Source organism: Paraburkholderia sp. J10-1, assembly GCF_905220165.1.
GTDB lineage: Bacteria > Pseudomonadota > Gammaproteobacteria > Burkholderiales > Burkholderiaceae > Paraburkholderia.
Genome location: NZ_CAJMYW010000018.1, coordinates 83,038 through 105,966, shown reverse-complemented (window position 1 = coordinate 105,966; position 22,929 = coordinate 83,038). Strand labels below are relative to the sequence as shown.

21 protein-coding genes are annotated in these 22,929 nt (G+C 63.4%); 9 read left to right on the top strand and 12 right to left on the bottom strand.

Annotated elements, in window-relative coordinates; genetic code table 11:
* Positions 1–74 precede the first annotated feature (74 nt).
* The 4 genes from U5A65_RS34460 to U5A65_RS34445 form a co-directional block, all read right to left on the bottom strand.
* Positions 75–3,149, bottom strand: a complete 3,075-nt coding sequence (locus tag U5A65_RS34460) for an efflux RND transporter permease subunit (protein ID WP_321949086.1) — start codon at positions 3,147–3,149, stop codon at positions 75–77.
* On the bottom strand, positions 3,146–4,219 hold the full coding sequence (locus tag U5A65_RS34455) for an efflux RND transporter periplasmic adaptor subunit (RefSeq protein ID WP_321939345.1): 1,074 nt from the start codon (positions 4,217–4,219) through the stop codon (positions 3,146–3,148). Before U5A65_RS34455 ends, U5A65_RS34460 begins: the two co-directional genes overlap by 4 nt.
* Before the next feature lie 245 nt (positions 4,220–4,464).
* Positions 4,465–4,734: a hypothetical protein gene (locus U5A65_RS34450; RefSeq protein WP_321939286.1), complete on the bottom strand. Its 270-nt coding sequence runs from the start codon at positions 4,732–4,734 to the stop codon at positions 4,465–4,467.
* Positions 4,735–4,845: 111 nt separating this feature from the next.
* A complete protein-coding gene (locus U5A65_RS34445) occupies positions 4,846–5,307 on the bottom strand; it encodes a hypothetical protein (RefSeq protein ID WP_321915812.1) in 462 nt (153 codons plus the stop codon).
* Between the two features lie 848 nt (positions 5,308–6,155).
* Here U5A65_RS34445 and U5A65_RS34440 point away from each other — a divergent pair.
* Genes U5A65_RS34440 through U5A65_RS34420 form a run of 5 tightly spaced genes read left to right on the top strand, consistent with a single transcriptional unit; the run spans position 6,156 to position 11,103 of the window.
* Complete coding sequence (locus U5A65_RS34440; protein ID WP_321939288.1) at positions 6,156–7,133, top strand: LysR family transcriptional regulator; 978 nt, start codon at positions 6,156–6,158, stop codon at positions 7,131–7,133.
* Positions 7,133–8,602 (top strand): NAD(P)/FAD-dependent oxidoreductase, encoded by a 1,470-nt coding sequence (locus U5A65_RS34435; RefSeq protein WP_321949085.1) that lies wholly within the window; start codon positions 7,133–7,135, stop codon positions 8,600–8,602. The genes U5A65_RS34440 and U5A65_RS34435 overlap by 1 nt, the downstream gene beginning before the upstream one ends.
* Positions 8,603–8,640: 38 nt before the next feature.
* Positions 8,641–9,156, top strand: a complete 516-nt coding sequence (locus U5A65_RS34430) for a CMD domain protein (RefSeq protein ID WP_321949084.1) — start codon at positions 8,641–8,643, stop codon at positions 9,154–9,156.
* Positions 9,153–9,752 (top strand): peroxidase-related enzyme, encoded by a 600-nt coding sequence (locus U5A65_RS34425; protein WP_321949083.1) that lies wholly within the window; start codon positions 9,153–9,155, stop codon positions 9,750–9,752. Before U5A65_RS34430 ends, U5A65_RS34425 begins: the two co-directional genes overlap by 4 nt.
* 46 nt (positions 9,753–9,798) lie before the next feature.
* On the top strand, positions 9,799–11,103 hold the full coding sequence (locus U5A65_RS34420) for an MFS transporter (protein WP_321949082.1): 1,305 nt from the start codon (positions 9,799–9,801) through the stop codon (positions 11,101–11,103).
* A 45-nt stretch (positions 11,104–11,148) separates the two neighbouring features.
* Here U5A65_RS34420 and U5A65_RS34415 read toward each other — a convergent pair whose 3' ends face one another.
* Together U5A65_RS34415 and U5A65_RS34410 are read right to left on the bottom strand one after the other, a co-directional pair.
* Complete coding sequence (locus U5A65_RS34415) at positions 11,149–11,616, bottom strand: septal ring lytic transglycosylase RlpA family protein (RefSeq protein WP_321949081.1); 468 nt, start codon at positions 11,614–11,616, stop codon at positions 11,149–11,151.
* Between the two features lie 208 nt (positions 11,617–11,824).
* Positions 11,825–12,136 (bottom strand): DUF4148 domain-containing protein, encoded by a 312-nt coding sequence (locus U5A65_RS34410; protein ID WP_321949080.1) that lies wholly within the window; start codon positions 12,134–12,136, stop codon positions 11,825–11,827.
* A 326-nt stretch (positions 12,137–12,462) separates the two neighbouring features.
* Here U5A65_RS34410 and U5A65_RS34405 point away from each other — a divergent pair, with 326 nt between their 5' ends.
* Complete coding sequence (locus tag U5A65_RS34405) at positions 12,463–12,594, top strand: hypothetical protein (RefSeq protein ID WP_321915804.1); 132 nt, start codon at positions 12,463–12,465, stop codon at positions 12,592–12,594.
* A gap of 62 nt (positions 12,595–12,656) precedes the next feature.
* Here U5A65_RS34405 and U5A65_RS34400 read toward each other — a convergent pair whose 3' ends face one another.
* The gene (locus U5A65_RS34400; protein WP_321915803.1) at positions 12,657–12,857 is read right to left on the bottom strand and encodes a hypothetical protein; all 201 of its coding nucleotides are present in this window, start codon (positions 12,855–12,857) and stop codon (positions 12,657–12,659) included.
* 292 nt (positions 12,858–13,149) lie between these two features.
* On the opposite strand from U5A65_RS34400, the gene U5A65_RS34395 reads away from it, so the two are divergent.
* Positions 13,150–14,016: an NAD(P)-binding protein gene (locus U5A65_RS34395; RefSeq protein WP_321949079.1), complete on the top strand. Its 867-nt coding sequence runs from the start codon at positions 13,150–13,152 to the stop codon at positions 14,014–14,016.
* Between the two features lie 12 nt (positions 14,017–14,028).
* On the opposite strand, the gene U5A65_RS34390 is transcribed toward U5A65_RS34395, so the two are convergent.
* From U5A65_RS34390 to U5A65_RS34375, 4 genes are all read right to left on the bottom strand, one after another.
* Positions 14,029–15,096, bottom strand: coding sequence for an ABC transporter ATP-binding protein (locus U5A65_RS34390; RefSeq protein WP_321949078.1), 1,068 nt, complete (start codon positions 15,094–15,096; stop codon positions 14,029–14,031).
* An 18-nt stretch (positions 15,097–15,114) separates the two neighbouring features.
* Positions 15,115–15,906: an ABC transporter permease gene (locus U5A65_RS34385; protein WP_321949077.1), complete on the bottom strand. Its 792-nt coding sequence runs from the start codon at positions 15,904–15,906 to the stop codon at positions 15,115–15,117.
* A complete protein-coding gene (locus U5A65_RS34380; RefSeq protein ID WP_321915799.1) occupies positions 15,903–16,835 on the bottom strand; it encodes an ABC transporter permease subunit in 933 nt (310 codons plus the stop codon). The genes U5A65_RS34385 and U5A65_RS34380 overlap by 4 nt, the downstream gene beginning before the upstream one ends.
* Before the next feature lie 103 nt (positions 16,836–16,938).
* The gene (locus U5A65_RS34375) at positions 16,939–18,048 is read right to left on the bottom strand and encodes an ABC transporter substrate-binding protein (RefSeq protein WP_415766135.1); all 1,110 of its coding nucleotides are present in this window, start codon (positions 18,046–18,048) and stop codon (positions 16,939–16,941) included.
* Positions 18,049–18,543: 495 nt separating this feature from the next.
* On the opposite strand from U5A65_RS34375, the gene U5A65_RS34370 reads away from it, so the two are divergent.
* The gene (locus U5A65_RS34370) at positions 18,544–19,677 is read left to right on the top strand and encodes a porin (protein WP_321949076.1); all 1,134 of its coding nucleotides are present in this window, start codon (positions 18,544–18,546) and stop codon (positions 19,675–19,677) included.
* 53 nt (positions 19,678–19,730) lie between these two features.
* On the opposite strand, the gene U5A65_RS34365 is transcribed toward U5A65_RS34370, so the two are convergent.
* Positions 19,731–21,341, bottom strand: a complete 1,611-nt coding sequence (locus U5A65_RS34365) for a tetratricopeptide repeat-containing glycosyltransferase family protein (protein ID WP_321949075.1) — start codon at positions 21,339–21,341, stop codon at positions 19,731–19,733.
* A gap of 431 nt (positions 21,342–21,772) precedes the next feature.
* Between U5A65_RS34365 and U5A65_RS34360 the strand changes: the two genes are divergently transcribed.
* A complete protein-coding gene (locus tag U5A65_RS34360) occupies positions 21,773–22,906 on the top strand; it encodes a porin (RefSeq protein ID WP_321949074.1) in 1,134 nt (377 codons plus the stop codon).
* Positions 22,907–22,929 lie beyond the last annotated feature (23 nt).

Here is a 22,929-nt window from a genome sequence, read left to right as displayed (position 1 = left end):
ATGCGCCTCCTCTATGGAAAACCAGCGAGCGCGAACATGGCGGATGGCCCCGGAGGGAATCCGCCCCACGCGGCTTACACCGCCCCGCTCGCCGTACCCGAATGCGATGCCGGCCGGTCTTCCTTGCCGAACACCACCATGTACAGCGCCGGCAGGAACACCAGGGTCAGCAGCGTCGCCACCAGCAACCCACCCATGATCGCGAAGGCCATGGCGCCCCAGAACACGGTGGGCGCGATCGGGATCAGGCCGAGCACGGTTGAGATCGAGGTCAGCATCATGGGCCGTATGCGCGAAGTGCCCGAGGCAACCACGGCCTCCAGCACCCCCATTCCCTCTTGCCGATAGGTTTCGATCTGCACGATCAGGATCAGCCCGTTCTTGGCGATCATGCCGATCAACGCGAGAATGCCCAGGATGGCGACAAAACCCAGCGGCCGGTTGAAGATCAGCAGCGCGAGCACCACGCCTATCAGGCCCAATGGCATCACCGAGACCACCATGGCCAGCCGCTTGAAGCTCACCAGCAGCACCATCATGATCGTGAGCATCAGCACGATCATCACCGGGATCACGGCAAACACCGAAGCTTGTGAAATGGCGCTTTCCTCGAAAATGCCGCCGGTCGCGACGTGGTAGCCCTTGGGCAGCTTCGCGCTGAACTCGGCGATCTTCGGCGCGAGCGTGGCGACGACATCGTCCGGCAGCGTGCCGTGCATCACGTCGGCGCGCACCGTGAGCGTCGGAACACGGTTGCGCCGCCATACCAGCGGCGACTCCTGCTCCTCCGTGAACGTCGCGAACTGGCTGAGCGGCACCATCCGGCCGCTCGGCGTGGGCACCTGCAGCGTACTCAGCGACTGCACCGTGAGCGGCTGCTCTTCCTGCGCTCGCGCCACGACGTTGACGAGGTAAATGTCGTCGCGTATTTGCGTAAGCGGCGTGCCGGTAATCACGGTGTTCATGATGGCGGCCAGCGCCGCGGAACTCACGCCGAGCTGGCGCGCTTCATCCTGGTTGATGTGGATGCGAATCTGCCGGGCCGGCTCCATCCAGTCGAAATTGATGTGGCGCGCGCGCTCGTCGGAACCCACGATAGCGGCCAGATCGAGTGCGGTCCTGCGCACCTGCGCCGGGTCGGGGCCCGACACGCGATACTGCAGCGGCCACCCCACCGGCGGCCCCAGTTCCAGCGGCGACACGCGCGCGACGATGCCGGGAAACTGGTCGCTCAGCGTCTTCTCCAGCTTCAATTGCAGCCGGTCCCGTGCTTCGAGATTCTTCGCGACCACAATGATCTGCGCGAAAAACGGATTGGGCAGCTGAACATTGAGCGTGAGAATGAAACGCACGGCGCCGCGGCCCACATAGCTGCTGAAGTGATCGACATCGGGATCGCTTTTCAACATGGCTTCGAGCCGCGCGACTTGCGCCTCGGTCGCGTGGATCGAAGCGTTCTGGCGCAAGGTCAGATCCACCGTGAGTTCGGGCCGGTCCGATGCGGGGAAGAACTGCCGCGGCACGAACCGCACGAGGAAGATCGACACCACGAACGCCGCGAGCGTGATGGCGATCGTCAACCCCTTTAGCCGCAGCGCGCCACGCAGAAAGCGGTCATAGGCCATGAGCATCTTGCCGGGCTTGCGCGGCTCCTTCTCCGGCTTGGGCGCTTTCAGGATCACCACGCCGACGAGCGGCGAGAAAATCACCGCGCCGAACCACGACGCGAGCAGTGCGATCGCGACCACCGCAAAAATGGAAAACGTATACTCGCCCGCCGAACTCTTCGCGAAGCCGATCGGCACGAAACTGGAGATCGACACGAGCGTGCCGATCAGCATCGGCGCGGCCAGCGTGCGGTACGCGAACGTCGCGGCCTGATCCTTGCTGTCGCCGGCGGCGAGACGGTTGATCATGGCGTCGACCGTGGTCATGGCGTCGTCGACCAGTAGGGTCAGCGCAATGATCAGGGCCCCTAACGACACCCGGTGCAGGTCGATATGCACGGCGTCCATGATCGCGAATACGATCGCGAGCGTGAGGGGAATCGACAGCGCCACCACCGTCCCGGGCCGCACCCCCAGACTCAGGAAGCTGCACACCAGAATGATGATGATGGCCTGCCAGAGCGACGCCATGAAGTCGTTGATTGCGACATCGACAGTATCCGACTGATTGGCGACGAGGAACGGCTCGATGCCGGCGGGCAGGTTCGCGGTGGCGTCGGCCATCTCGGCCTTCAGGTTGTGGCCGAGCGCGAGGATGTCGCCCGAATCGCGCATCGCAATCGCGAGGCCGATGGCCGGCTTGCCGTTCACACGGAACATCGGCTGCGGAGGATCGGCGAAGCCGCGCCTCACGGTGGCGATGTCGCCGAGGCGAACGATGCGACCGCCGAGCACCAGGTTGACATCCTCGATGTCGCGTTCGGAATCGAAGGCGCCCGTCACCCTGAAGAACACCCGCTCCTGCCCGGTTTGCAGGACGCCGGTCGGCCTGATGAGATTTTGCGCTCTCAATGCCGCGACGATGGTCGGGTAATCCAGGCGCAAGCCCGCAAGACGCGTGGTCGAGAACTCGATGTAGATCTGTTCGTCCTGCGCGCCCAGCACCTCGATCTTCGACACGTCGGGCACGAGCAGCAGGCGCGAGCGGATCGCCTCGACGTGATCGCGCAACTCGCGCATGTTGTAGCCGTCGGCGGTGAAGCCGTAGATGATGCCGTAGGTGTCGCCGAAGTCGTCGTTGAAGAACGGCCCGAGCGTGCCGGCCGGGAGCGTTAGCCTCATGTCGTCCACGTTCTTGCGCACCTGGTACCAGATGTTCTGGACCTCGGAGGGCGGCGTGGATTGCAGAAGATCGACGAAGATCGTCGTCTGGCCCGCTGTCGTATAGCTGCGTATGCGATCGAGATGCCGCGTCTCCTGCAACGTGCGCTCGAGCCGCTCGGTGACCTGCGAGAGGGTGTCGTCGACTGTCGCGCCCGGCCACGCGGCGGCCACGATCATGGTGCGAAAGGTAAAAACCGGATCTTCGGCACGCCCCAACCGCAAGAATGACAGCGTTCCCGCCACCAGTGCGGCGATCATCAGGAACACCACCAGGGGGCGCTTCGAAAGCGCCCACTCGGAGAGATTCGGGCCAATCACCTGGGAGCCTCGGTCCAGTTAATTTTTTGTCCCGGCCGCAATGCCTGAACACCGGCAGTCACGACCACGTCGCCGGTGGCGAGGCCCTGGGAAACCTGAACGCGGTCCTCGCCATACGCCTGAAGCTCGACCTCACGCACCGAAACCGTCCCCGTCTTCGTATCGATCACCCAGACTGCCGGTTTGCCGCCGGGCTGGATCAGCGCGCTCGAGGGAATTTCGATGGCCGGCGCGCGCTGCAGCGTCATGTGGCCAATGACCGTGCTACCAAGGCGCATGGCAGCCGGCGGATTGAGAACCTGAACCCGGACCGCAAAGGTTCCGGTCACCGGATCGGCCCGGGGCGATACTTCGCGCACCTTACCAACGGCGGTGACCTCAGGGTTGCTGGCAAGCGCGATGACAATGTCGGGATTGCCAGGCGCGACATCCTTGATCGCGGCGGGCACATCGAATACGGCATCCACCGCGCCTTCGCGAGCGATCTGCACGACCATGCGGCCAGCCGGAACCACCTCGCCCGGCTCCGCCCCGCGCGCCGTGACCACGCCCGCAACGTCGGAAACCAGATCGGTGTAGCTCAGCCGGTTCTGCGCGATGCTGACCAACGACTGCGCCGAATCGACTTGCGACTGGGTGATCTTCGCCATCGCTTCCGATTGTTCGAACGAAGCGCGCGACACGGCATGCTCCGCAAGCAGATCGCGCATGCGGGTGAACATGGTGCGCGCTTCCAGGGCTTGTGCCTGGGCCGCGGCCAGTTGCGCCCGCGCGGACTGCAGGCTGCTTTCCTCGTTCATCCGGTCGAGCCGCGCCAGCACCTGGCCCGCCCGCACGCGGTCACCGACATCGACGTTGCGGGACGTCATTCTTCCGTCGATACGGAACGACTGATTGATCTCGGCCTGCGCCTGCAACCTTCCGGTCAAGGAGATAGTGGTTCCCGCCTCCTGCTTTTCCACCCTGACGGCGCGTACCGGGCGGACCTCCGTCACCGGCGCTTCTTCGCCTTTACGGCAGCCCGTCAGTGAGCCTGCCGCCAATACGCACAGCACCGCACTCAGCGTCACGGCCAAAGGCAGGGAAACCGCTCGACCCGTAGCATGATTCGCACACACTGGCGTATTCCTCTGAATCCCTGGAGCGGCTGCCCGCGTCCACCCTGAAATGACTTCGCGCCTTGTTGCCGCCTTGCCGGGCGCGCCGGGGTATCCATCCGAAAACAAAACGATTCAAGCGCTAGCCCATCGCGCGCACGTTCTCCGCGCACCGCTCGAGGGACATCGGAAGGCGCCGTACCTGAATACGAAAAGTGCTAGACGATGAACACCCTGATCGAAATGATCCGGGGGGCGAACGTCGCGATGGTGTTGATGAAAGCGGCCTGCTTTACGCCGCGCAGAATGAGAAAGCGAAACAGCCGGATAGCAATCGAAGCCACGACGATAGTCGTGACCGTGTTGCTGTCGCCGAAAGCGGGGAAAAATACGCCCGGCATGGCCTTGATCGGCACCCAGTACGAAACGTTGCCAACACAACTGCCGATCGCGGCGCCCGCCATGCCCCCGGCTAGCATTGCGGTCAAGTGCAGCGGCCAACGGCACGCGACTCATCTTCTGCCCGGTATCGGCCATCGGTTTCCTCGCTTTGTCCGGAACTTCGCGTTATCGAGAGACCAACCGCACCTGCGTTCACTTCATCGGGTCACGCGCACCGAGTTGTTGCCGAGCAGGACACGCACACGGTCGCCCGGCACGAACTGCTGATCCGCATCCTGAACCACCGACATCAGTTGCCCCGAATCCAGACGCACCACGATTTCGAGGCCCGCGCGCTGCGTGACGCGCTGCTCCACGGCATTGCCTGCCGCGCCGCCCAGCACGGCGCCGCCGATGCCCGCCGCAACCGAACCCGTGCCGCGCCCGATGTTGCTGCCTGCCGCGATACCGCCGAGCGCGCCGCCGGTTATCGCACCAATGCCGGTCGGGCCCGGCTGGATCGAGACGGGCCTCACGTTTTCAACGACACCGAGCTCGACCACCATCACCTGCTGCGCCTGTGCAGGCGTAAAGGTGGAGCCCGAAGTTGGGGCCTCGCAGGCGGAAAGCGCGAGCGTTGCAATCAGCAAAGGGACAAACGCACGGCCAGCACCTCGCATGCCAGTCTCCTTGTCAGCGTCACCGGAGCGGACCCTGTGACGGCAATCGAAAGACAGTCTTTGCCACGAGGCATCGTGCGTATCCGGCTTCCAGAGCGCCGCACGATCCCGATAGAGACCGGATCACGCACGAAGATTCAGGAATTGTGCGCACGCGTAAAGACTAGCCGGTTTTAGAAGGGAACGCTCGGTGAGTGGATAAACCGGCGTTCACCATTTTGTCAGCTGCATGTTATGTCTCTTTTCGACAAATTGGCTGTCTTCACAGACAGCGGAATGCAGATGGTTGGTTTGCCAACATTTATGCGCCTCGCTTTTGTGCATGCTTCCTAAGCCCCGATAAATGAATGTCTGCAAATATCCAGGCGTTGGCTCGCGCCCTCGTAATACTGTCTAAATCGCGGGCCGCGTCCGGAACGGGACTCGCGGGTTCGTCGTCATGTTGATGGGAACCAGTGAACGCGTAGTGGGCCAGCTCTCAATATCAGGAATCCTTAGCGTCTGATGACGGATTGCGACTGTGCTTACGGCCGAGACAACCTTGTGCGCGTCCTCCGGCATCGTTTCCATATGGCATCCCTGCGCCGGGCCGTGCTCACTCTCCAGCAGCGCCCGCGCGTAGGCGTCAGAGACGGCACCGAACCCCGCCGGCAAGGTCGCCCCAAGGTGCGGACCGCTGCTCCCATGAAACATCGCCAGCTCTGCGCGCTCGCGAAAAGCCACGTTAGGGCAAACCCCTCTTTCGCTGCGCCGGAATAACGATATAAAAATCCATTATTTGGAAAACGCATTCTTAACGCGTAAGAATGCGAATTCTGAATTCTTACGCGCCGGGACACCCACGGAAGATGGAACTACGCCAGCTCGAAGCCTTCGCCGCAGTGATCACGGCCGGCAGCGTCACCGCCGCCGGCCGTTTGCTGGGGCGCTCGCAGCCCGCGATCACGCGGTTGATCCAGGAGCTCGAAACCGAGGTCGGCTATCCGCTGTTCACGCGCAATGGCCCGCGCGTCACGCCCACCGAGCAAGGCATCCAGCTCTACGAGGACGTCGAGCACGTGCTGACGGGCGTTCATCAGATCCAGAAGCGCGCCGGCGAGATCGGCCGCGGCGAAACCCGGCCGCTGCGCATCGCCGCCACTTCCGCGCTCGCCGCCGGCCTCGTGCCCGCAGCGCTCGCGCGCACCGAACTCGCGGGCGCCGCGCAGACGATCCAGCTGCGCAGCCTGCCCCCCGAGCAGGTCGTGCACGATGTCTTGACCGGCGCGGCTGACATTGGCGTGGCGAGCCTGCCGCTCGAGCACCGCGGCGTGGTCGTGCACTGGATCGGGCAATCCGCGTGCGTGGCCGCGCTGCGCGACGACGATCCCCTCGCGCGCCATGACCGGCTGCCGCTTTCGGCCTGCGCGGGCCGGCGCATCGTCACGATGCAGAACCCCTATCGCCTGCGCCGCCGCCTCGACCACGCGTTCGCGCAAGCCGACGTCACGCCAGCCGGTCTGATCGAAACGAATTCGTCGATGAACGCGCTGACCGCGGTTCGCGCCGGACTCGGCATCTCGGTGCTCGAACCGGTCACGGCCTACGGCATGCCGCTTGCCGGCGTGGCGATCCGCACGATCGACGCCGACATTCCGTACTTCTTTGGCGTGATCTCGCGCGACGCGATCGCGCTGCCCCCCGTGGCCGCGACGCTCATCGACGCGCTCGCCGACGCAGCGCGCGCCGTGCTGCCCGATTTCACGCTGCGCGCGAGCGCCGAGCACGCCCAAGTCCTGCAGTCGCTCTATGGCGACTTGCCTGCCAACAAGGAATCCTTGCCGTAATGAATCCGACCACTCCACCGTCCGCTGGTCTCGCCGCGCTCGAAGCCCGCCTGCGCGAAGATCTCGCGTGGCTCGAACTGCCCCCGAAGCGCTGGATTCCCGAGCGCACCCACGACGGCCGCCCCGTGGTCAATGTGGCGATTGTCGGCGGCGGTATGGCTGGGCTTGCGCTCGCCGCCGCGCTCGACCATCTCGGCATCGACGCCGTCATTTACGATCAGTCGCCGCGCGGCTTCGAAGGCCCATGGGCCACCACCGCGCGCATGGAAACGCTCCGTTCTCCGAAGCAGCTCACGGGCCCCGCGCTCGGCCTGCCCTCGCTCACGTTCCGCGCGTGGTTCGAAGCGCAGTTCGGCGGCGCGGCGTGGGAGGCGCTCGACAAGATCCCGCGCCTGCAATGGATGGACTATCTGCGCTGGTATCGCGATGTACTCGATATCGACGTGCGCAACGAACACCGGGTCACCGCAATCACGCCGCGCGCGGACGGCGGGGTGGCGCTGTCTGTCACGAGCCCCGGCGGCAGCGAGACTGTGTTTGCGCGCCACGTTGTCCTCGCAACGGGCCGCGACGGCCTGGGTGGGCCTTGCGTGCCTGCATTCGTGCGTGATCTGCCGCGCCGCTTCTATGCCCACTCTTCCGATGTGCTGGACTACGGCACGCTGCGCGGCAAGCGCGTCGGCGTTGTCGGCGCGGGTGCGTCGGCCATGGACAGCGCGGCAACGGCGCTCGAAGCGGGTGCAGCGTCGGTCGATCTGCTGATTCGCCGCGCGGACATCCCGCGCATCAATAAAGGCAAAGGCGCGGGTAATCCGGGCCTCACGCACGGCCATGTCGCGCTTTCCGATGACTGGAAATGGCGCATCCGCCACTACATCAACGTGCAGCAGGTGCCGCCGCCGCGCGGCAGTACGTTGCGCGTGTCGCGCCACGCCAACGCCCGCTTCAACCTCGGTGCGCCAGTCACCGGCATCGAGCAGGTGGACGACGAACTGTACGTAAGCACCCCGAAGGGTGTCTTCGTGCTGGACTTTCTCGTGTTCGCAACGGGCTTCCGTATCGATCTGGCGAGCCGCCCCGAATTCGCGCCGTTCGCCCGCCACGTGCGCGCGTGGAAGGACCGCTACGCGCCGCCCGCAGGCGACGATGACATTGAGCTTGCCGATTCGCCCGACCTCGGACCCGCCTTCGAGTTCCAGGAAAAGACACCCGGCGCGTGCCCCGGACTCGAGCGCATTCACTGCTTTTGCGCGCCCGCGACGCTCTCGCACGGCGCGCTGTCGGGCGACATCCCGGCCGTCAGCGAAGGCGCGAAGCGGCTCGCACAGGGGCTTGCCGCAACGTTCTATCGTGAGGACGTCGAACTGCATTACGCCAACATGGCGGCTTTCGCCGAGCCGGAAGTCGAAGGCGACGAATGGACAGCCGCCCCACCGCCCCCGGCGCTCGCCGAGCGCGAAGCGAAATGAAAATGAGCGTGTGAATCTGCAGTTTTCCGGAGTTGACCATGACATACGACACTGACGACGACATCATCGATCGCGTCGCCGACCTCACGCCCGGTTCGGCCACACATGCATTGCGGCACCAGCGCGCCAAGGTGGTGGAAGCGACCCAGGGCAGCTACGACGCGCTGTTCGATCCCGCGCTCGGCGGCCTCACGCTCGTCGAGCGCTTGCTCGTCGCGCTCTACGCGAGCCGCCTCGCGCCCTCCCCGGCGCTCGTTGCCCACTACCGCGCCGAACTGGCCGCACACGAAGTCGATGCGGCGGCGCTCGCCGCCGTGCAAACGGGTGCACCCGAGGACCTCCCTGCCCCGCGCCTGCGCGCGATCCTCGCATTCACGCGCACGCTGATCGAAAATCCGGTCGCTGGCGACAAGGCCGCGCTGCAGACGCTGCCCGCCGCCGGCTTGACGACACCCGCCGTCGTCTCGCTCGCGCAGCTGATCGCCTTTCTGTCGTACCAGACGCGCCTCGTCGCGGGTCTGCAAGCCCTCAAGCAGCTGGAGCGCGCATCATGACCGACATCATCCGTTCGCACGGCTTCACGAACGAGTCGCTGGAATGGGACGCGTGGCTCGATGTTGTCGATCTCGACCATGCCACGGCGGATCAGATCGCTGTGCTCGAAGAAAGCCATCCCAAGGCGAAAGTCTCGGACTACTACCGATTTCTCGTCCATCAACCCGAGATCCTGCGGCAGCGCTCCGCCGCGTTCAACGCGATCATGTACGCACCCGGCGGCTTGCCTCGCGCGGAACGGGAGCTTTCGACCACCGTGGTTTCGCGGCTCAACGGCTGTGTGTATTGCGCATCGGTGCATGCCCAGCGTTTCGAGCAGCTCGCCAAGCGCAACGACGTGATCCGCCAGGTCTTCGCCGACCCGCACAGCGCCGGTACGACGAAGCGCGAAGAGGCGATTGCGCGTTTCTCGGCTGCGCTGACCGAGCGCCCGAACGAGATTGACGCCGACCAGCTGCAAGCGTTGCGCGAGGCCGGGCTCACTGACGCTGAAATACTCGACCTGATCCATTCGATCGCCATTTTCGCGTGGGCGAACCGGCTGATGCTCAATCTCGGCGAACCCGTGTTTCCCGAGCCGGCAACCGCCGCCTGACCGAAGCATGCTGGACCGCCCTTCAACCAATATCCGGGGATAGCCGATGGACACTCAACCAGGCATCAAGCCCGTCATCGTGGCCGCCGTGCTGGCCAATGCGATGGAGTGGTTCGATTTCACCATCTTCGCAGCGATGACGCCGATCATCAGCAAGCTGTTTTTTCCGGTCTCGCACGGCGCAGCGGGAGCGGATCTGAATGCGATCCTGCTAACCACGGCTCTCTTCGGCGCAGGCTTTTTCATGCGCCCCGTGGGCGGCCTGCTGCTCGGCCTCTACGGCGATAAATATGGCCGCAAGGCGGGCATGACGCTCGGCATGGGCATCATGGCGCTGGCCGCCGCGATCATGACCTTCGCGCCGACCTACGCGACGGCCGGCCTCGCGGCGCCGCTGCTGATGCTGGTGGCCCGGCTCCTGCAAGGTTTTTCGATAGGCGGTGAATTAGGCACTTCCACGGCGTTCCTGATCGAACTGGCGCCGCCGAATCGCACCGGCTTCTACGGATCGTGGCAAATGAGCGGGCAGCTTATGTCGACGATGCTGGGCGCCGCGCTCGGCATGGTGGTCACGCAGGTGTTCACGCCCGAGCAACAGCTCGCGGGCGCCTGGCGCATCCCGTTCGCGGTGGGCCTGCTCATTGCGCCGCTGACCATCTATCTGCGCCGCCATGCAAGCGAAACCTATGCGCGCATCCACGCCACGCCGCGCGCCCGGACGACGGATGCGGCTGCCGTCAAGCGCGGGCTGCCAGACTATCTGATCGGTATGGGCATGGTGGTGGCGAGCACCGTTACGTTCTACGTCACGTTCGGCTATACCGTCACCTACGCGAAGCAGGTTCTCAAGCTGCCCGTTTCGGAAAGCTTCATGGTGCAAATGATCGCGGCCATCGTCATGCTGATCGTGACGCCGCTCGCCGGGGCGCTATCCGACCGCTACGACCGCAAGACGCTGCTGGTCGGGTCGCTGGGCGCCTACCTGGTTGCGATCTATCCGCTCTATGCGTGGGTCGTGGCGGCGCCGTCCGTGCCCCGGCTCCTCGTCACGCAAATCGTGATCGGCGTGCTCAGCGCGACCTTCCTCGGCGTCTATTGCACGACGCTTGCCGAGATGTTCCCCAAGCGCACGCGCGCGACGTCGCTCGCCGTGGTCAATAACGTCGTTGTCCTGATCTTTGGCGGCTTTGCACAGACTTTCGTGACGTGGCTCATTGCGCTCACGGGTTCGCCGCTGGCGCCGGTGCTCTATGTGATGATCGGCATCGCGCTCAGTCTCGTAGCTGTCATGGCGCTGAAGCCGGGCCATTTCAGGCAGCGCAGCGCGAGCGCCGCTCAAACCATGGGATGATGCGGTGGCGACAGGAGCGTGGCGTGACGCGAGTCAGCCCTCACGTCACCTTCCTGTAGCGAGAATTCCGCCGCCGTCCGGCTCCGTCTGTGCATTTTGCGTGTTCTCCACGCGTTCGATCTGCACTCGCATCGACCGTGCTTCCGTCAACCCCAGGGTCTTCGCGGCGGCATAAGAGAGATCGATGATTCGGCCTTTCACGTAGGGGCCGCGATCGTTGATGCGCACGACAACCGACTTTCCGGTTGCCATCGACCTCACGCGCACGAAGCTGCCAAGCGGCAATGTACGATGCGCAGCCGTCAATGAGCCGGCATCAAAGCGTTCTCCGTTGGCGGTCTGCCGCCCCTGGAATTTTTCCGCATACCACGACGCCTCGCCGGATTGCACCACCTCGTGCCGCGTGCGACAGGAATCCACGCTGCATGCCGTTTGTCTGGGCGCGATCTGACCACACGCCGTAAAGAAGGCGCAGATTGCACAAACTCCCACATAGCGCAGCGATGGCTTCATAGACCACATACTAGTCAATGAGCGGCGATTAAACGTTTTCAAGTTTCGGAGCATTCCGCGTGCCCGGGTAAGGCGGGCCGGGCCGAAATTCTGGCAACTTTTCAGGTTTCTTGCAATGGGCCTGTCAGTCCGGCCCTCATTTTGCTGCCGGTATCGAACCCAAACAAAGCCCCTCCATTCGGAGGAAGGGCTTCGTCAACGCAATGGTTTATTGACCGAAGTAAATCGGCTTCATGCTGTCGCCGGTTGCGGCAGCGGGCGCACCAGACGCCGACGTCCCGCCAGCCATTCCGCCGTAGCTGTTCCCGCCGTTCTGCGCGGCCACGCGCGCTTCGGCAGCCTGGATATCGGCTGGATAATTTGTGTTGTCGCCGTCACCTGGGTGGTAGCCAGCCTGTTCCAGCTGCACGAGTTCGGCGCGGACCTGCTCGGGAGTCACGGCAGCGTTCGATTGTGCGAACGAAGCCACTGGAGCGGACAAAATGATAAGGATAACGAATGTTTTACCTAGCGATTTCATGATGAGCTACCTCTAAGGATTGCCATGTGGGGTGCAACAGGCCTTCTTGTCTGCACAAAAAAGCCGCTTCACTTCGCTCATTTCCTCCTCTATCGAGGGCCTGCTCGAAGCGGGCACCTTCGCCTCGTTGCAAGACCGGGCCGAACCTACGCGCAGGCGCAATACGCTCTCGCTATGTTTTTCCCGCGCCCCCGATCGCCTCCATCAATCGATGGGGGCCAGAAATGGGTAGCTCATCGTTGAATACCCGTTCAATATTTCCGCCATGTTCCTGCTTGTACTGCCCTGCTCCCGGTACCCGAGCCGCCCGAAGTGCAGGCGGAACCGTGGTTACGCTGCCACCATTCATGGTGATCGAAGTTGCGCAGAAGATCGGCCCGACGACGCTCACGAAGGTAGTGCGCCGTCACGCCAGCCAGCGCGATCACAATCACGATCGCGCCGGCAGCGGTACATAGCCACGTTTGGTCCACATCAGCCCCCCGCGGTTACACCGCTGTGCTTTGTATGCCGCCGGCACTCAGCCGTGGTAGTAGCCGTCGCTAACGGAGTTTTGCAGCACGCCGTCGACATACACGGCGACCGGGTCGCCGTCGGCGGAGGTGAGGATCGAGCCGGGGTGCGAGCCGATGATCTTCATCCGGCCACCTTGAAACCTGGCCATTGCTTCGTGATCGAGCGCTTGCGACTTCTGAAGATCGCGGATGGTCAACGTAGTCATGATGGGTCTCCTCGAACAGGACGGTTGCAGGATGCGTCAAGCGGCCAGCCGCTCGCGCCACACCATGCAGATGTCATGCCATCGGGGCACCATCCGCGCAAAGCCCGACCCAGCGTGCATACGCGACGATGCGAGTTTGGGCGCGGCCATCACCTGGCCGAGAGATGTCGGGGAATCGCCGACAGGCGGGCCGCGCCGTGTGGCGGTCGTCTTGTTTCGGTCGTTCGTGGGCGGCCGAACCTGGGTCTGAACGGCTGAGTGATACGCTAGGCGGTCACAGCGGTGCTGTCTTGTGCAACGCACGATCGCCAATCGATTTCCGCCTGGGTCCGAGGTAACGATGTGGATCTTCCGTGTTCATGAGCCCCGCCTCGGAGGGCTGCGCATTCGGGAATGGCGCCGCGAGGTGCGCCTGACCATTGCGCTTCTCGCCCTGCTGCTCGTTGGCGCAGCCACTGGGTTGGCCCTGCTCGACCAGTCCGGTGCTCCGCTTTCCGGCAAAGTATTTACGGCCCTTTGGGACGGATTCAATCTCGTCACGACACTCGGCGACTTTACGGAGTTCAATCCGAGTCAGAAGATCTTCATGCTGCTGGCCATGTCGGCGACGATGGTGATTGGCGGATTCGCGGTTTCCAGGCTCACTGGCATGTTATCGAGCGACGACGTGCTGGCTTATCGGGAGAACAGGCTTATGGAACGCAAGCTCGGGCATCTAGCGAATCATGTTGTGCTGGTTGGATTCCATTCGCTTGGCGAACTGGTCGCCAACCGCTTGCGCGAAGCAGGAGAGACGGTGCTCGTCGTCGTGGGCGACCAGGAGCAGGCGCACCGGGCGGCGGATCGCGGACTGATGGTGGTTCTGGGTCCCCCGGACGTATTCGACGACGTGCTCAGGCGCGCGCGGCTCGATAGCGCCAAAGCACTGATCGTGACAACGCCCGACAGCAACAACAATCTGGCGATCACCTTGCTGGCGCATACGCTGAACGCTTCGCTTGCGATTGTCGTGCCCGGCGAAAATCCCTTGAGAAAGGCGCTATTCGAAAGCGCCGGAGCGTCCGACGTCGTCATCGGCGAGGAGATCGTGGCGAATGCGCTGGTCGGCAAGCTCACGGACCGTGTGGAGGCAGCGGCAGCGCGACCTCCACGATCATAGTGGCTGGCGTACTCACGCCCCCTCTTCGAGCACCAGCAGATTCTCGTGCGAAAAGCCGAGCGCGACAGGCTGACCGCGTTGCGGCAAGGCGTGGTTGGGGTCGTTGAAAATATCCAGCGAAACGACGGCTTCCTTCACGCGCGCACGGATGCGCACCACCGCACCGAGAAAGTCGATGTCCTCGACCGTCGCGGCAAGCGAGTTGCGGCCCGCCGCCGGCGCTTCCAGACGGATCGCCTCCGGCCGCACTGCGAGCAGGCGCGCGCGGCCCGCGTCGTCGGCGGGCAGCGGCTGCGAGGTGGTGAGCACCTGGCCGTCGACCGCGATGCGCCCCGTCGCCGGATCGACGATCTTGCCCGGCAGCAGGTTCAGCGTGCCGACGAACGACGCCACGAAGCGCGTGCGCGGGAAGTTGTAGATCTCGGCAGGCGTACCCACCTGCTCCACGCGCCCCTCGTTCATTACGACGATGCGATCGGAAATGGACAGCGCTTCCTCCTGGTCGTGCGTGACGAAAATCGACGTGATGCCAAGCTCGCGCTGCAGCGCGCGAATATCCTGGCGCAGCGAGATGCGGATTTTCGCGTCGAGCGCAGATAGCGGCTCGTCGAGCAGCAAGACCTCCGGTTTGCCGGCAATGGCGCGCGCGAGCGCGACACGCTGCTGCTGGCCGCCGGAGAGCTGCCACGGGTAGCGCTCGCCGAAAAGCGGCAGCTTGATGAGCTCGAGCATCTCCTCCACGCGCTTGTTGATTTCGCTTTGCGGGCGGCCCGCGACTTTCAGGCTGAAGCCGATGTTCCCGGCAACGGTCATGTTCGGGAACAGCGCGTACGACTGAAATACCATGCCGATCTTGCGCGCCCGCGTGCGCAGCCGCGTGACGTCCTTGCCCGCGATACGGATCGCCCCGCGCGTCGGATCTTCGAAGCCGGCGATCATGCGCAGCACCGTCGTCTTGCCGCAGCCCGACGGCCCAAGAAACGTGATGAATTCGCCGCGCTCGATCTGCATGTCGAAGTGATGCAGCGCCGTATGCGCGCCGAACGACTTGTGCAGATTCTCTATCTCAAGGAATGCCATGAATGATGTCCTGGTTCATCAGGATTTGTGAGCCGCCGCCGCGCGCACGGAGCCGAAGACCTGGATCAGGCCCATCGACGCCCACGTGACGACGAACGCGATGATCGCGAGCGCGGACGGTTCGTAGGCGCGGTTCGCGCCGATCAGCTGCAGATAAGGGCCGAACGCCGGACGGTCGAGCAGGCTCGCCATCGTGAACTCGCCGATCACGACGGCAAAGGTCAGGAACGCGCCCGAGAGGATGCCCGAGCGGATATTCGGGAAGATCACCTTGAAGAGGATCGTGGGCCAGTTGGCGCCGAGCGCCTCGGCCGCTTCGGTGAGCGTGCGCACGTCGACCGCGCGCAGGCCGGCATCGACCGAGCGATACATGTAGGGCAGCGCGAGCGTGACGTAGCCGAATGCGAGCAGCAGGTCGGTGGCGCGCTCGTTGCCGGTCATCGGCAGCCACGAACTGCTGTTGTAGAGGCGCAGATAGCCGAACACGATCACGATTGCCGGAATCACGACCGGCAGCAGCGTGATGAACTCGACCACAGGGCGCAGCTTCGGCAGCCGCAGTTGCACCCAGTACGCCGTCGGCACGACGAGCAGCACGCCGATCACGATCGTCACGAACGCCATCAGCACGGAATAGCCGAACGACGCCTGAAAGCTCGGGTCGCCCAGCACGACCTTGTACGCGTCTAAGCTGTATGTGCCGCGCCGCATGCGCAGGCTGAACTCGAAGGTCGCGAAGAGCGGGATCAGGAAATACAGTGCGCCGACGACAATCGCGATCCAGGCGCCCAGCCGGGATGGCTTTTTCATCGGCGCCCCCTTTCGGCGCGCGCACGCAGCCAGAGATAGCCGCCGTTCGAGAGCCCCGTGATCACCACCATGCCGAGCGCGAGCGCATAGCCGAGGTTCTGGTTGTGCAGCACGTCGCCGCGCACCTGCGCATACAGGAGGATCGTCACGATGTTCAGCGAACTGCCGGTCAACGCGTACGCGGTGGCGACTGCGCCGAACGCGTTGGCGAACAGCAGCAGCGCGCCGCCAAGCACGCTTGGCCACAGCACCGGCAGCGCAATGAGGCGCCAGTAGTGCCACGCGGTGCCGCCCAGGCAGTCGCATGCCTCGCGCCACTCGCGCTTCAGGCCATCCAGCGCGGGTGCAATGATCAGGACCATTAACGGAATTTCAAAGTACAGGTAGGTGATCGTCAGTCCCCAGAAACTGAGAATGCTGAAGCCTGTGGCGTAGAGGTTCACGTGCGCGTAGCGGTGCAGCAGCATCGTGACGAGACCGACGCGCCCGAGCGTGCAGATGAACGCGAACGCGAGCGGCACGCCGGCGAAATTCGACGCGACGCCGGAGAAGGTCAATAGCGTTGGACGGATCCAGCCGGGCAAGCGGCCGAGCACCGCGGCCCACGCGAGCAGCAGGCCGATGACCGCCCCACCCGCCGCCGACGCCGTACTCACCTTGATGCTGATCCAGTACGCACTCAGCACCTCCGGCTCGAAGAGCTGCCGAAAGTTGTCGAGCGTGAACCGGCCCTGTGCATTCTGGAACGCACCGGCCATGAGGTACACGGTCGGCGCGATCAGGAACAGCAGCGTGAAAATGAAGAACGGCGCGACGCCTAGCAAGGACAGGTAGCGCGCGGCGCCCGAGGATCGCTTTGCATGCGGAGCGTTTCCCGGCGGCACGGCGAGATCAGGCCCGTTGGGCTCCAGGTTGGATACAGTGCTCATAGGGCTTTCAGGAACGAGGAGTGAGCGATGCAATGCCAGCGAAAGTTGCGGCTGGCGCGCGAGCGCGGATCACCGCCTCGCGCATCACCATCCGCAATCGCGCTTACTTGACGTTCGCGCCTACGACGCTATCCCATTGCTTCGTCACAGCCGCTTTGGTCGCGTCCTGCTGCTGCAGCGTCGGGAATACGGCCGATTTGTAGGCCGTGGCGGGCGGCAGCTTCGCCAGCAGTGCGGCGGGCACCTTCTTCTGCGCGGCAAGCTCGTTGTAGCGGATCGGGTGGCAATAACCCGCGAGCCAGCCGAGCTGCCCTTCGTCCGAATAGAGGTACTCCATCCACAGCTTCGCGGCGTTCGGGTGCGGCGCGTAGGCGCTGATGGCCTGCACGTACACGCCCGCAACGACGCCCGTCTTCGGCACGACGACTTCCACCTTCGGATTGCCCTTGAGCGTGTCGCGGTCGGCAAGCGCGTTGTAGTCCCAGCGCACGAGAATCGGCGTCGTGCCCTGCGCAACGGAAGCGGCCTTGCCGATCACCGGCACGAAGTTGCTGTTCTTGTTCAGGTTGGCGAAGAACTGGAGACCGGCCGCTTCGGCCTTGCTCGCATCACCCTTGGCCGACGACAGGCCAGCCGCGTAGACGGCCTGGATCGCCTGGTTCGACGCGCGCGGGTCGCCGGCCAGCGCCACCGCGTTCTTGTACTCCGGCTTCTGCAGATCGCTCCAGTCGGCCGGGGCCTTGTCGATCATGTCCGCGTTGACTTCGAAAGAAAGGACGCCGTAATAGTCGCCATACCAGTATCCGTCGGCGTCCTTCGAGTCGTTCGGGATCGACTTCCACGTCGACACCTTGTACGGCTGCAACAGACCGTCCGCCTTCGCCGACGGACCGAACGACAGACCGACGTCGATCACGTCCGGTGCCTGCGGACCCTTGTTGCCTTTATTTGCCTTGATCGCCTCGATCTCGTCGCCCGAGCCCGCATCCGGATTCAGCTCGTTGACCTTGATCCCGTACTTCGCCTTGAAGGCTTCGATCATCGGACCATAGCCGCACCAGTCGTGCGGGAGCGCAATGACCGTCAGCTGCCCTTCCTGCTTCGCGGCGGCGACGAGCGCGTCGGACGGCGCCGCATTCGCGCTGCCCACGCCCATGGAGGCTAGTACAGCGGCGCCTGCCGCCGACAGCAAACCAAAACGGCTTGTACTCATCCGATTCATAGAATTTCCCATCCTTTGCCGAAATTAACGTGTGGTGAAAAACAGCAAGCAAATTGGCGCACGCCTGCAGGCTGCCGCTAATGCCCTTTTCCGGTGCATAAGCCGGGGCGTAAGGCGCGCCAGATCGTAATGGCGCAATGAGTCAGATTCGTGTCAGCGATTCTGCCCGAAGGGAAAACGCATTGAAAATAGAGGCATTTGTCTATATTGTTTTATTGCGAAACCATTTTTGCTCTGCTCTCGATTATTTATTACATCGAGTAAGAATAATTCGGAAAATGAAATATCTATTAAGTTTATTTGTGAGAAAAATTCTGTAAACGAAACTGCGGATAATAGAATGATTGATAAGAACATCTACTTAATAGATTAATAATCGGGAATTAGCCTGTCGTCGGCATGATCGACTCATGCCAGAAAAGCGCGGCGAAGGGCTCGCTCACGCCAGCCCGTCGCCGCCTCTCAGACAACAAGGAAAATATTTCGATGAAGAAGTCCGCAATTTCTGTAGCTATCCTTAGTTTTTCCGGGTTCTCGACCCAGGTGTTCGCGCAAAACTCGGTGACCCTGTATGGCCTCATCGACGCGGGGATTCAGTACACGCACAATTCGGGCGGACAGAGCTCGCAAATCTCGATGACGAGCGGCAACCTCTCGGGTTCGCGCTGGGGCTTGAAGGGCAGCGAAGATCTCGGCGGCGGACTGACGACGGTGTTCACGCTCGAAAGCGGTTTCAACGTGGAGACCGGCAAGTCAGGGCAAGGAACCCGCCTGTTCGGACGTCAAGCGTTTGTCGGCCTGCAGGACAGCCGGTTCGGCACGCTGACCGCCGGGCGTCAGTACGACCCGCTCACCGACCTCGTGCAGCCCATCCAGGGCGATAACTTCCTCGGCGGCATGTTCTCGACGCCGGGCGACATCGACAACGCGGACAATACCGCGCGCTTTAGCAATGCCATCAAATGGGCAAGCCCGACGTTGGCCGGCCTGAAGACGGAGTGGATGTACACGTTCGGCGGCGTTGCCGGCTCACAGGGATCGGGCCAGACGTGGAGCGGCGCGCTTTCGTACGGTCAGGGACCGCTCGGCCTCGCAGCGGGCTTCATGCATATCGACAACGGCAATGCGGTGCTGTCGACTCGCGGCACGACCACCGCTGACTCGCTTTTCACCACGTCGGTCAACGACGCCTACGCGTCGGCCCGTTCCATCAATATCGCGCGCCTGGGCGGCAACTACGCCATCGGTCCCGTCACGCTCGGCGGCTACTACAGCTTCGCGCAGTACGTGCCGGACGCAAGCTCGTCCTTCACGACGGCGCAAAAGTACAACACCGGCTCAGTGTATGCACTGTGGCAGATCTCGCCCGCGCTCACGACTGAAATCGGCTATACGTATATGAAGTCGAGCGGCGATTCGTCGGCGAAGTACAACCAGTTTGCGCTTGGCGCCGACTATGTGATCAGCAAGCGCACCGACTTCTACGCAGTGGGCGGTTACGGACACGCGAGCGGCGAAAATGGCGAAGGCACCGCGCAGGCTGTGATCGGTTCGACCGAAATCGATTCAGGCAAGAGCTCGCAGGCGATTGTGATGATCGGCATGCGCCACCGGTTCTAAGTGCGCTGGCAGTCCACCGCTGGCGGGCGTGATGGCCGGCGCAGGCCAGACCATCATGCTGCATGCCTCGTGGACGATCGCGCGGCGATTCGAGCATCGATCGCCGTGCGCAACGCTGCCACCACGTCGCCCCACTCGCCGCGGCGCGTTTGACGGAACAGACGCGCATCGGCATACCACGGGCTGTCGTCGCGATTCAGTTGCCAGCGCCAGTCCGGCGTGAACGGCAGCGCGATCCACACGGGCTTGCCGAGTGCGCCCGCAAGATGCGCGACCGCCGTATCCACGGCGATCACCAGATCGAGCTGCGCGACAAGCGCCGCCGTCGCCGGGAACGTCGTCAAACGTGCGCCGGTGTCGATCAGCCGGCCGCGCTGCGCGAGTTCGTCCACGCACGCGCGGTCGCGCTCACGCGGTTCTTGTTGCAGCGAGATGAAACGCGCGTCGGCGTCGAAAAGCGGAAGGAGTTCCGCAAGCGGCATCGAGCGATTGCGATCGTTCACGTGCGTCGTGCTGCCTGACCAGACCACGCCCACGCGCAGCCTCCGATCGTCATTCTCGTTGGCGCCGATTACGTCGGACCACGATGCGCGCGCTGCATCTTCAGCTTCGGTATCGACGCGCAGATACGCACCCGAGGTTGCGAAGTCCCCTTCGCGCAGCGCGAGCGCATGCGGCAGGCTCAACATCGGCACGTGGTAGTCGAACGCCGGCAGCGCCGACGATTCGCCTGTCACACTCGCCGCACCCGCCACGTTCTGCAGCAACGGCCGCAGCGCCTCCTGCACGCGCGCGATCACGCGTGCGCCCTTCGCGTTCAGGCGCTCGATGAAGCGAATGAACTGCAACGTGTCGCCGAAACCTTGTTCCGCGTGCACGAGCACGGTCTTGCCCGCGAGTGGCTGGCCGGTCCATTGCGTCGCCGCGGGGAAACCGTGTGTCATCTCGCCGTCGCGCCAGCGCCATTCGTATTCGCGCCAACCGTGCTCGAATTCGCCGAGCAGCAGATTGGTCTGCGCGCGATTCGTGCGTGCGCCGGCGTCGTTCGTGTCGATCGACAACGCTTTCCTGAACTGGCGCAGCGCCTCGTCGAAGCGATGCAGATCGCGTAACGCGACGCCCAGATTCACATAGGCGGCGACGAAATCCGGCTTGAGTTCGATTGCCCGCCGGTACGCTTCGAGTTCCTCGTCGTAACGGCCCAGCAAGCCGAGCAGCGTGCCGCGGTTGTAGTGCGCTTGCGCCGCGTGCGGATAGCGGCGCGTCAGTCGGGTGAGACAGGCGAGCGCGGCTTCGGCCTGAGCCAGTTGCATGAACGACATCGCTGCGCCGTGCAGCGCTTCGGCGTGATCGGGCGCGAGCGCGAGCAGGCGTTCGTAGAGCGCGACGGCGTCTGCATGGCGTTGCGCGCACTGGCAAATGCGCGCCGCTTGCTCTAACTGCTGCGGAACCGTCGTGGCGGGCTGCGCTGCGCGCCATGCGAGTTCGGCGGCGCGTGTGTAATCCTCGCGCGCAGCGTAGATGAAAGACATCGCTTCCAGCGCGCCAGGGTGATCGGCACGGACTTGCAGGATCGATTGGAGATCGTGCTGCGCGGCGTCGATGCGGCCGGCGATGAAATGCTGCTTCGCCTTGGCGAGCAGCGCAACGATGGTGTCAGTCATGGGAACGCGGGGCGTTCGCGCCCGAATGCATGGAAGAGTACTCAAGGCGGCGCTTTGTCACAGCCGCGCCCGTGGTCGAAAATCATGATAAGGAACGGTGCAGCCAATTCGATTCGTTGAATAACATGCATTTCTTCGCGGTATTCATTCACCGTAATATTCATGGACGCGGAATCATCGAATATTTCTCTAAATTACGATAAAAATACGGAAAACCGTGCGTTCCACCCACCATGCGGGATCGCTAAAAGTCCCTGATTTAACTGATATTTTTGTCATTTCTGGTGCGGAAGTAATAAGCCGGAACAAGTAAGAAACGGTTAGCCAGTAATCGTGGCATGTATGCCACAAATTCCGAAATGCACTCGCTATATCGCGTTATGCTCCGCGCTCGCTCTCTTTCGAGCGAAATACAAAGCAATGGAGTCACGATGAAAAAGAACACCCTATCCGCTCTCGCAGTCGCTGCAGCCTCTTTCGCCAGCGCGGCGCACGCGCAAAGCTCGGTTACGCTTTACGGCTTGATCGACGCCGGCGTCCTGTACACGAGCAACCAGTCGGGCAGCTCGAACGTGCAACAGTCGAGCGGCGCGCTCAACGGCAGCCGTTGGGGCCTGCGCGGCAGCGAAGACCTGGGCGGCGGCCTCAAGACGATCTTCGTGCTCGAGAGCGGCTTCAGCATTTCGACCGGCGCGGCGAAGCAAAATAGCCGCATGTTTGGCCGTCAAGCGTTCGTCGGTCTTTCGAGCGAACAGGCCGGCGCGCTCACGCTGGGTCGTCAGTACGACAGCGTGGTCGACAACCTGGGCGCACTGTCGCTGAACGGCACGCAATACGGCGGCACGCTCGCCGCACACCCGTACGACAACGACAACCTCAACAACTCGTTCCGCGTGAGCAATTCGCTCAAGTACCAGAGCGTGAACTACGGCGGCCTCAAGTTCAACGCGCTGTACGGCTTCTCGAACGACGCAGGCGGCTTTGCGAGCAACCGCGCATACAGCCTCGGCGCCACCTACGCGTTTGGCGGCCTCACGGCAGGCGCGGGCTACCTGCAGCTCAACAACTCGGGTTCGACCATCAACAGCAGCGGCGCGGTCAGCGACGACGCCACCTTCACGGCTTCGCGTCAACGCACGTACGGCGCGGGCCTGAACTACGCGTTCGGCGCGGCCAACGTGGGCTTCGTGTTCACGCAAACGCAGCTGAACAATCTCACGGCCATCAACTCCGCGAACGCGGGCACGACGACGTCGCTCGCGGGCGACAGCGCGCGCTTCGCCAACTACGAAATCAATGGCCGCTACGCGTTTACGCCTGCGTTCACGGTGTCGGGCGCCTATACGTACACGGACGCGAGCCTGGAAGGCGTGAATCCGAAGTTCCATCAGTTCACGCTGCAAGGCGATTACGCGCTCTCGAAGCGCACCGACCTGTACGCAGAAGCCGCGTATCAGCGCGTGGTGGATGGCGAAGGGAAGATTCACGCGGACATCATGGGCGTTTCCGCGTCGGATTCGAACTCGCAGGCTGTGGCGACCGTGGGTATCCGCCATCGCTTCTAACACGGCCATGCGTGATCCGTCGC

What these genes read in the sequence shown, in the direction of transcription:
- U5A65_RS34385 (WP_321949077.1), bottom strand. Translation starts at nt 15,906, where the DNA reads ATGAAAAAGCCATCCCGGCTGGGCGCCTGGATCGCGATTGTCGTCGGC.
- U5A65_RS34420 (WP_321949082.1), top strand. Translation starts at nt 9,799, where the DNA reads ATGGACACTCAACCAGGCATCAAGCCCGTCATCGTGGCCGCCGTGCTG.
- U5A65_RS34390 (WP_321949078.1), bottom strand. Translation starts at nt 15,096, where the DNA reads ATGGCATTCCTTGAGATAGAGAATCTGCACAAGTCGTTCGGCGCGCAT.
- U5A65_RS34370 (WP_321949076.1), top strand. Translation starts at nt 18,544, where the DNA reads ATGAAGAAGTCCGCAATTTCTGTAGCTATCCTTAGTTTTTCCGGGTTC.
- U5A65_RS34410 (WP_321949080.1), bottom strand. Translation starts at nt 12,136, where the DNA reads ATGAAATCGCTAGGTAAAACATTCGTTATCCTTATCATTTTGTCCGCT.
- U5A65_RS34430 (WP_321949084.1), top strand. Translation starts at nt 8,641, where the DNA reads ATGACATACGACACTGACGACGACATCATCGATCGCGTCGCCGACCTC.
- U5A65_RS34440 (WP_321939288.1), top strand. Translation starts at nt 6,156, where the DNA reads ATGGAACTACGCCAGCTCGAAGCCTTCGCCGCAGTGATCACGGCCGGC.
- U5A65_RS34435 (WP_321949085.1), top strand. Translation starts at nt 7,133, where the DNA reads ATGAATCCGACCACTCCACCGTCCGCTGGTCTCGCCGCGCTCGAAGCC.
- U5A65_RS34375 (WP_415766135.1), bottom strand. Translation starts at nt 18,048, where the DNA reads ATGAGTACAAGCCGTTTTGGTTTGCTGTCGGCGGCAGGCGCCGCTGTA.
- U5A65_RS34445 (WP_321915812.1), bottom strand. Translation starts at nt 5,307, where the DNA reads ATGCGAGGTGCTGGCCGTGCGTTTGTCCCTTTGCTGATTGCAACGCTC.
- U5A65_RS34360 (WP_321949074.1), top strand. Translation starts at nt 21,773, where the DNA reads ATGAAAAAGAACACCCTATCCGCTCTCGCAGTCGCTGCAGCCTCTTTC.
- U5A65_RS34400 (WP_321915803.1), bottom strand. Translation starts at nt 12,857, where the DNA reads ATGACTACGTTGACCATCCGCGATCTTCAGAAGTCGCAAGCGCTCGAT.
- U5A65_RS34425 (WP_321949083.1), top strand. Translation starts at nt 9,153, where the DNA reads ATGACCGACATCATCCGTTCGCACGGCTTCACGAACGAGTCGCTGGAA.
- U5A65_RS34380 (WP_321915799.1), bottom strand. Translation starts at nt 16,835, where the DNA reads ATGAGCACTGTATCCAACCTGGAGCCCAACGGGCCTGATCTCGCCGTG.
- U5A65_RS34415 (WP_321949081.1), bottom strand. Translation starts at nt 11,616, where the DNA reads ATGAAGCCATCGCTGCGCTATGTGGGAGTTTGTGCAATCTGCGCCTTC.
- U5A65_RS34365 (WP_321949075.1), bottom strand. Translation starts at nt 21,341, where the DNA reads ATGACTGACACCATCGTTGCGCTGCTCGCCAAGGCGAAGCAGCATTTC.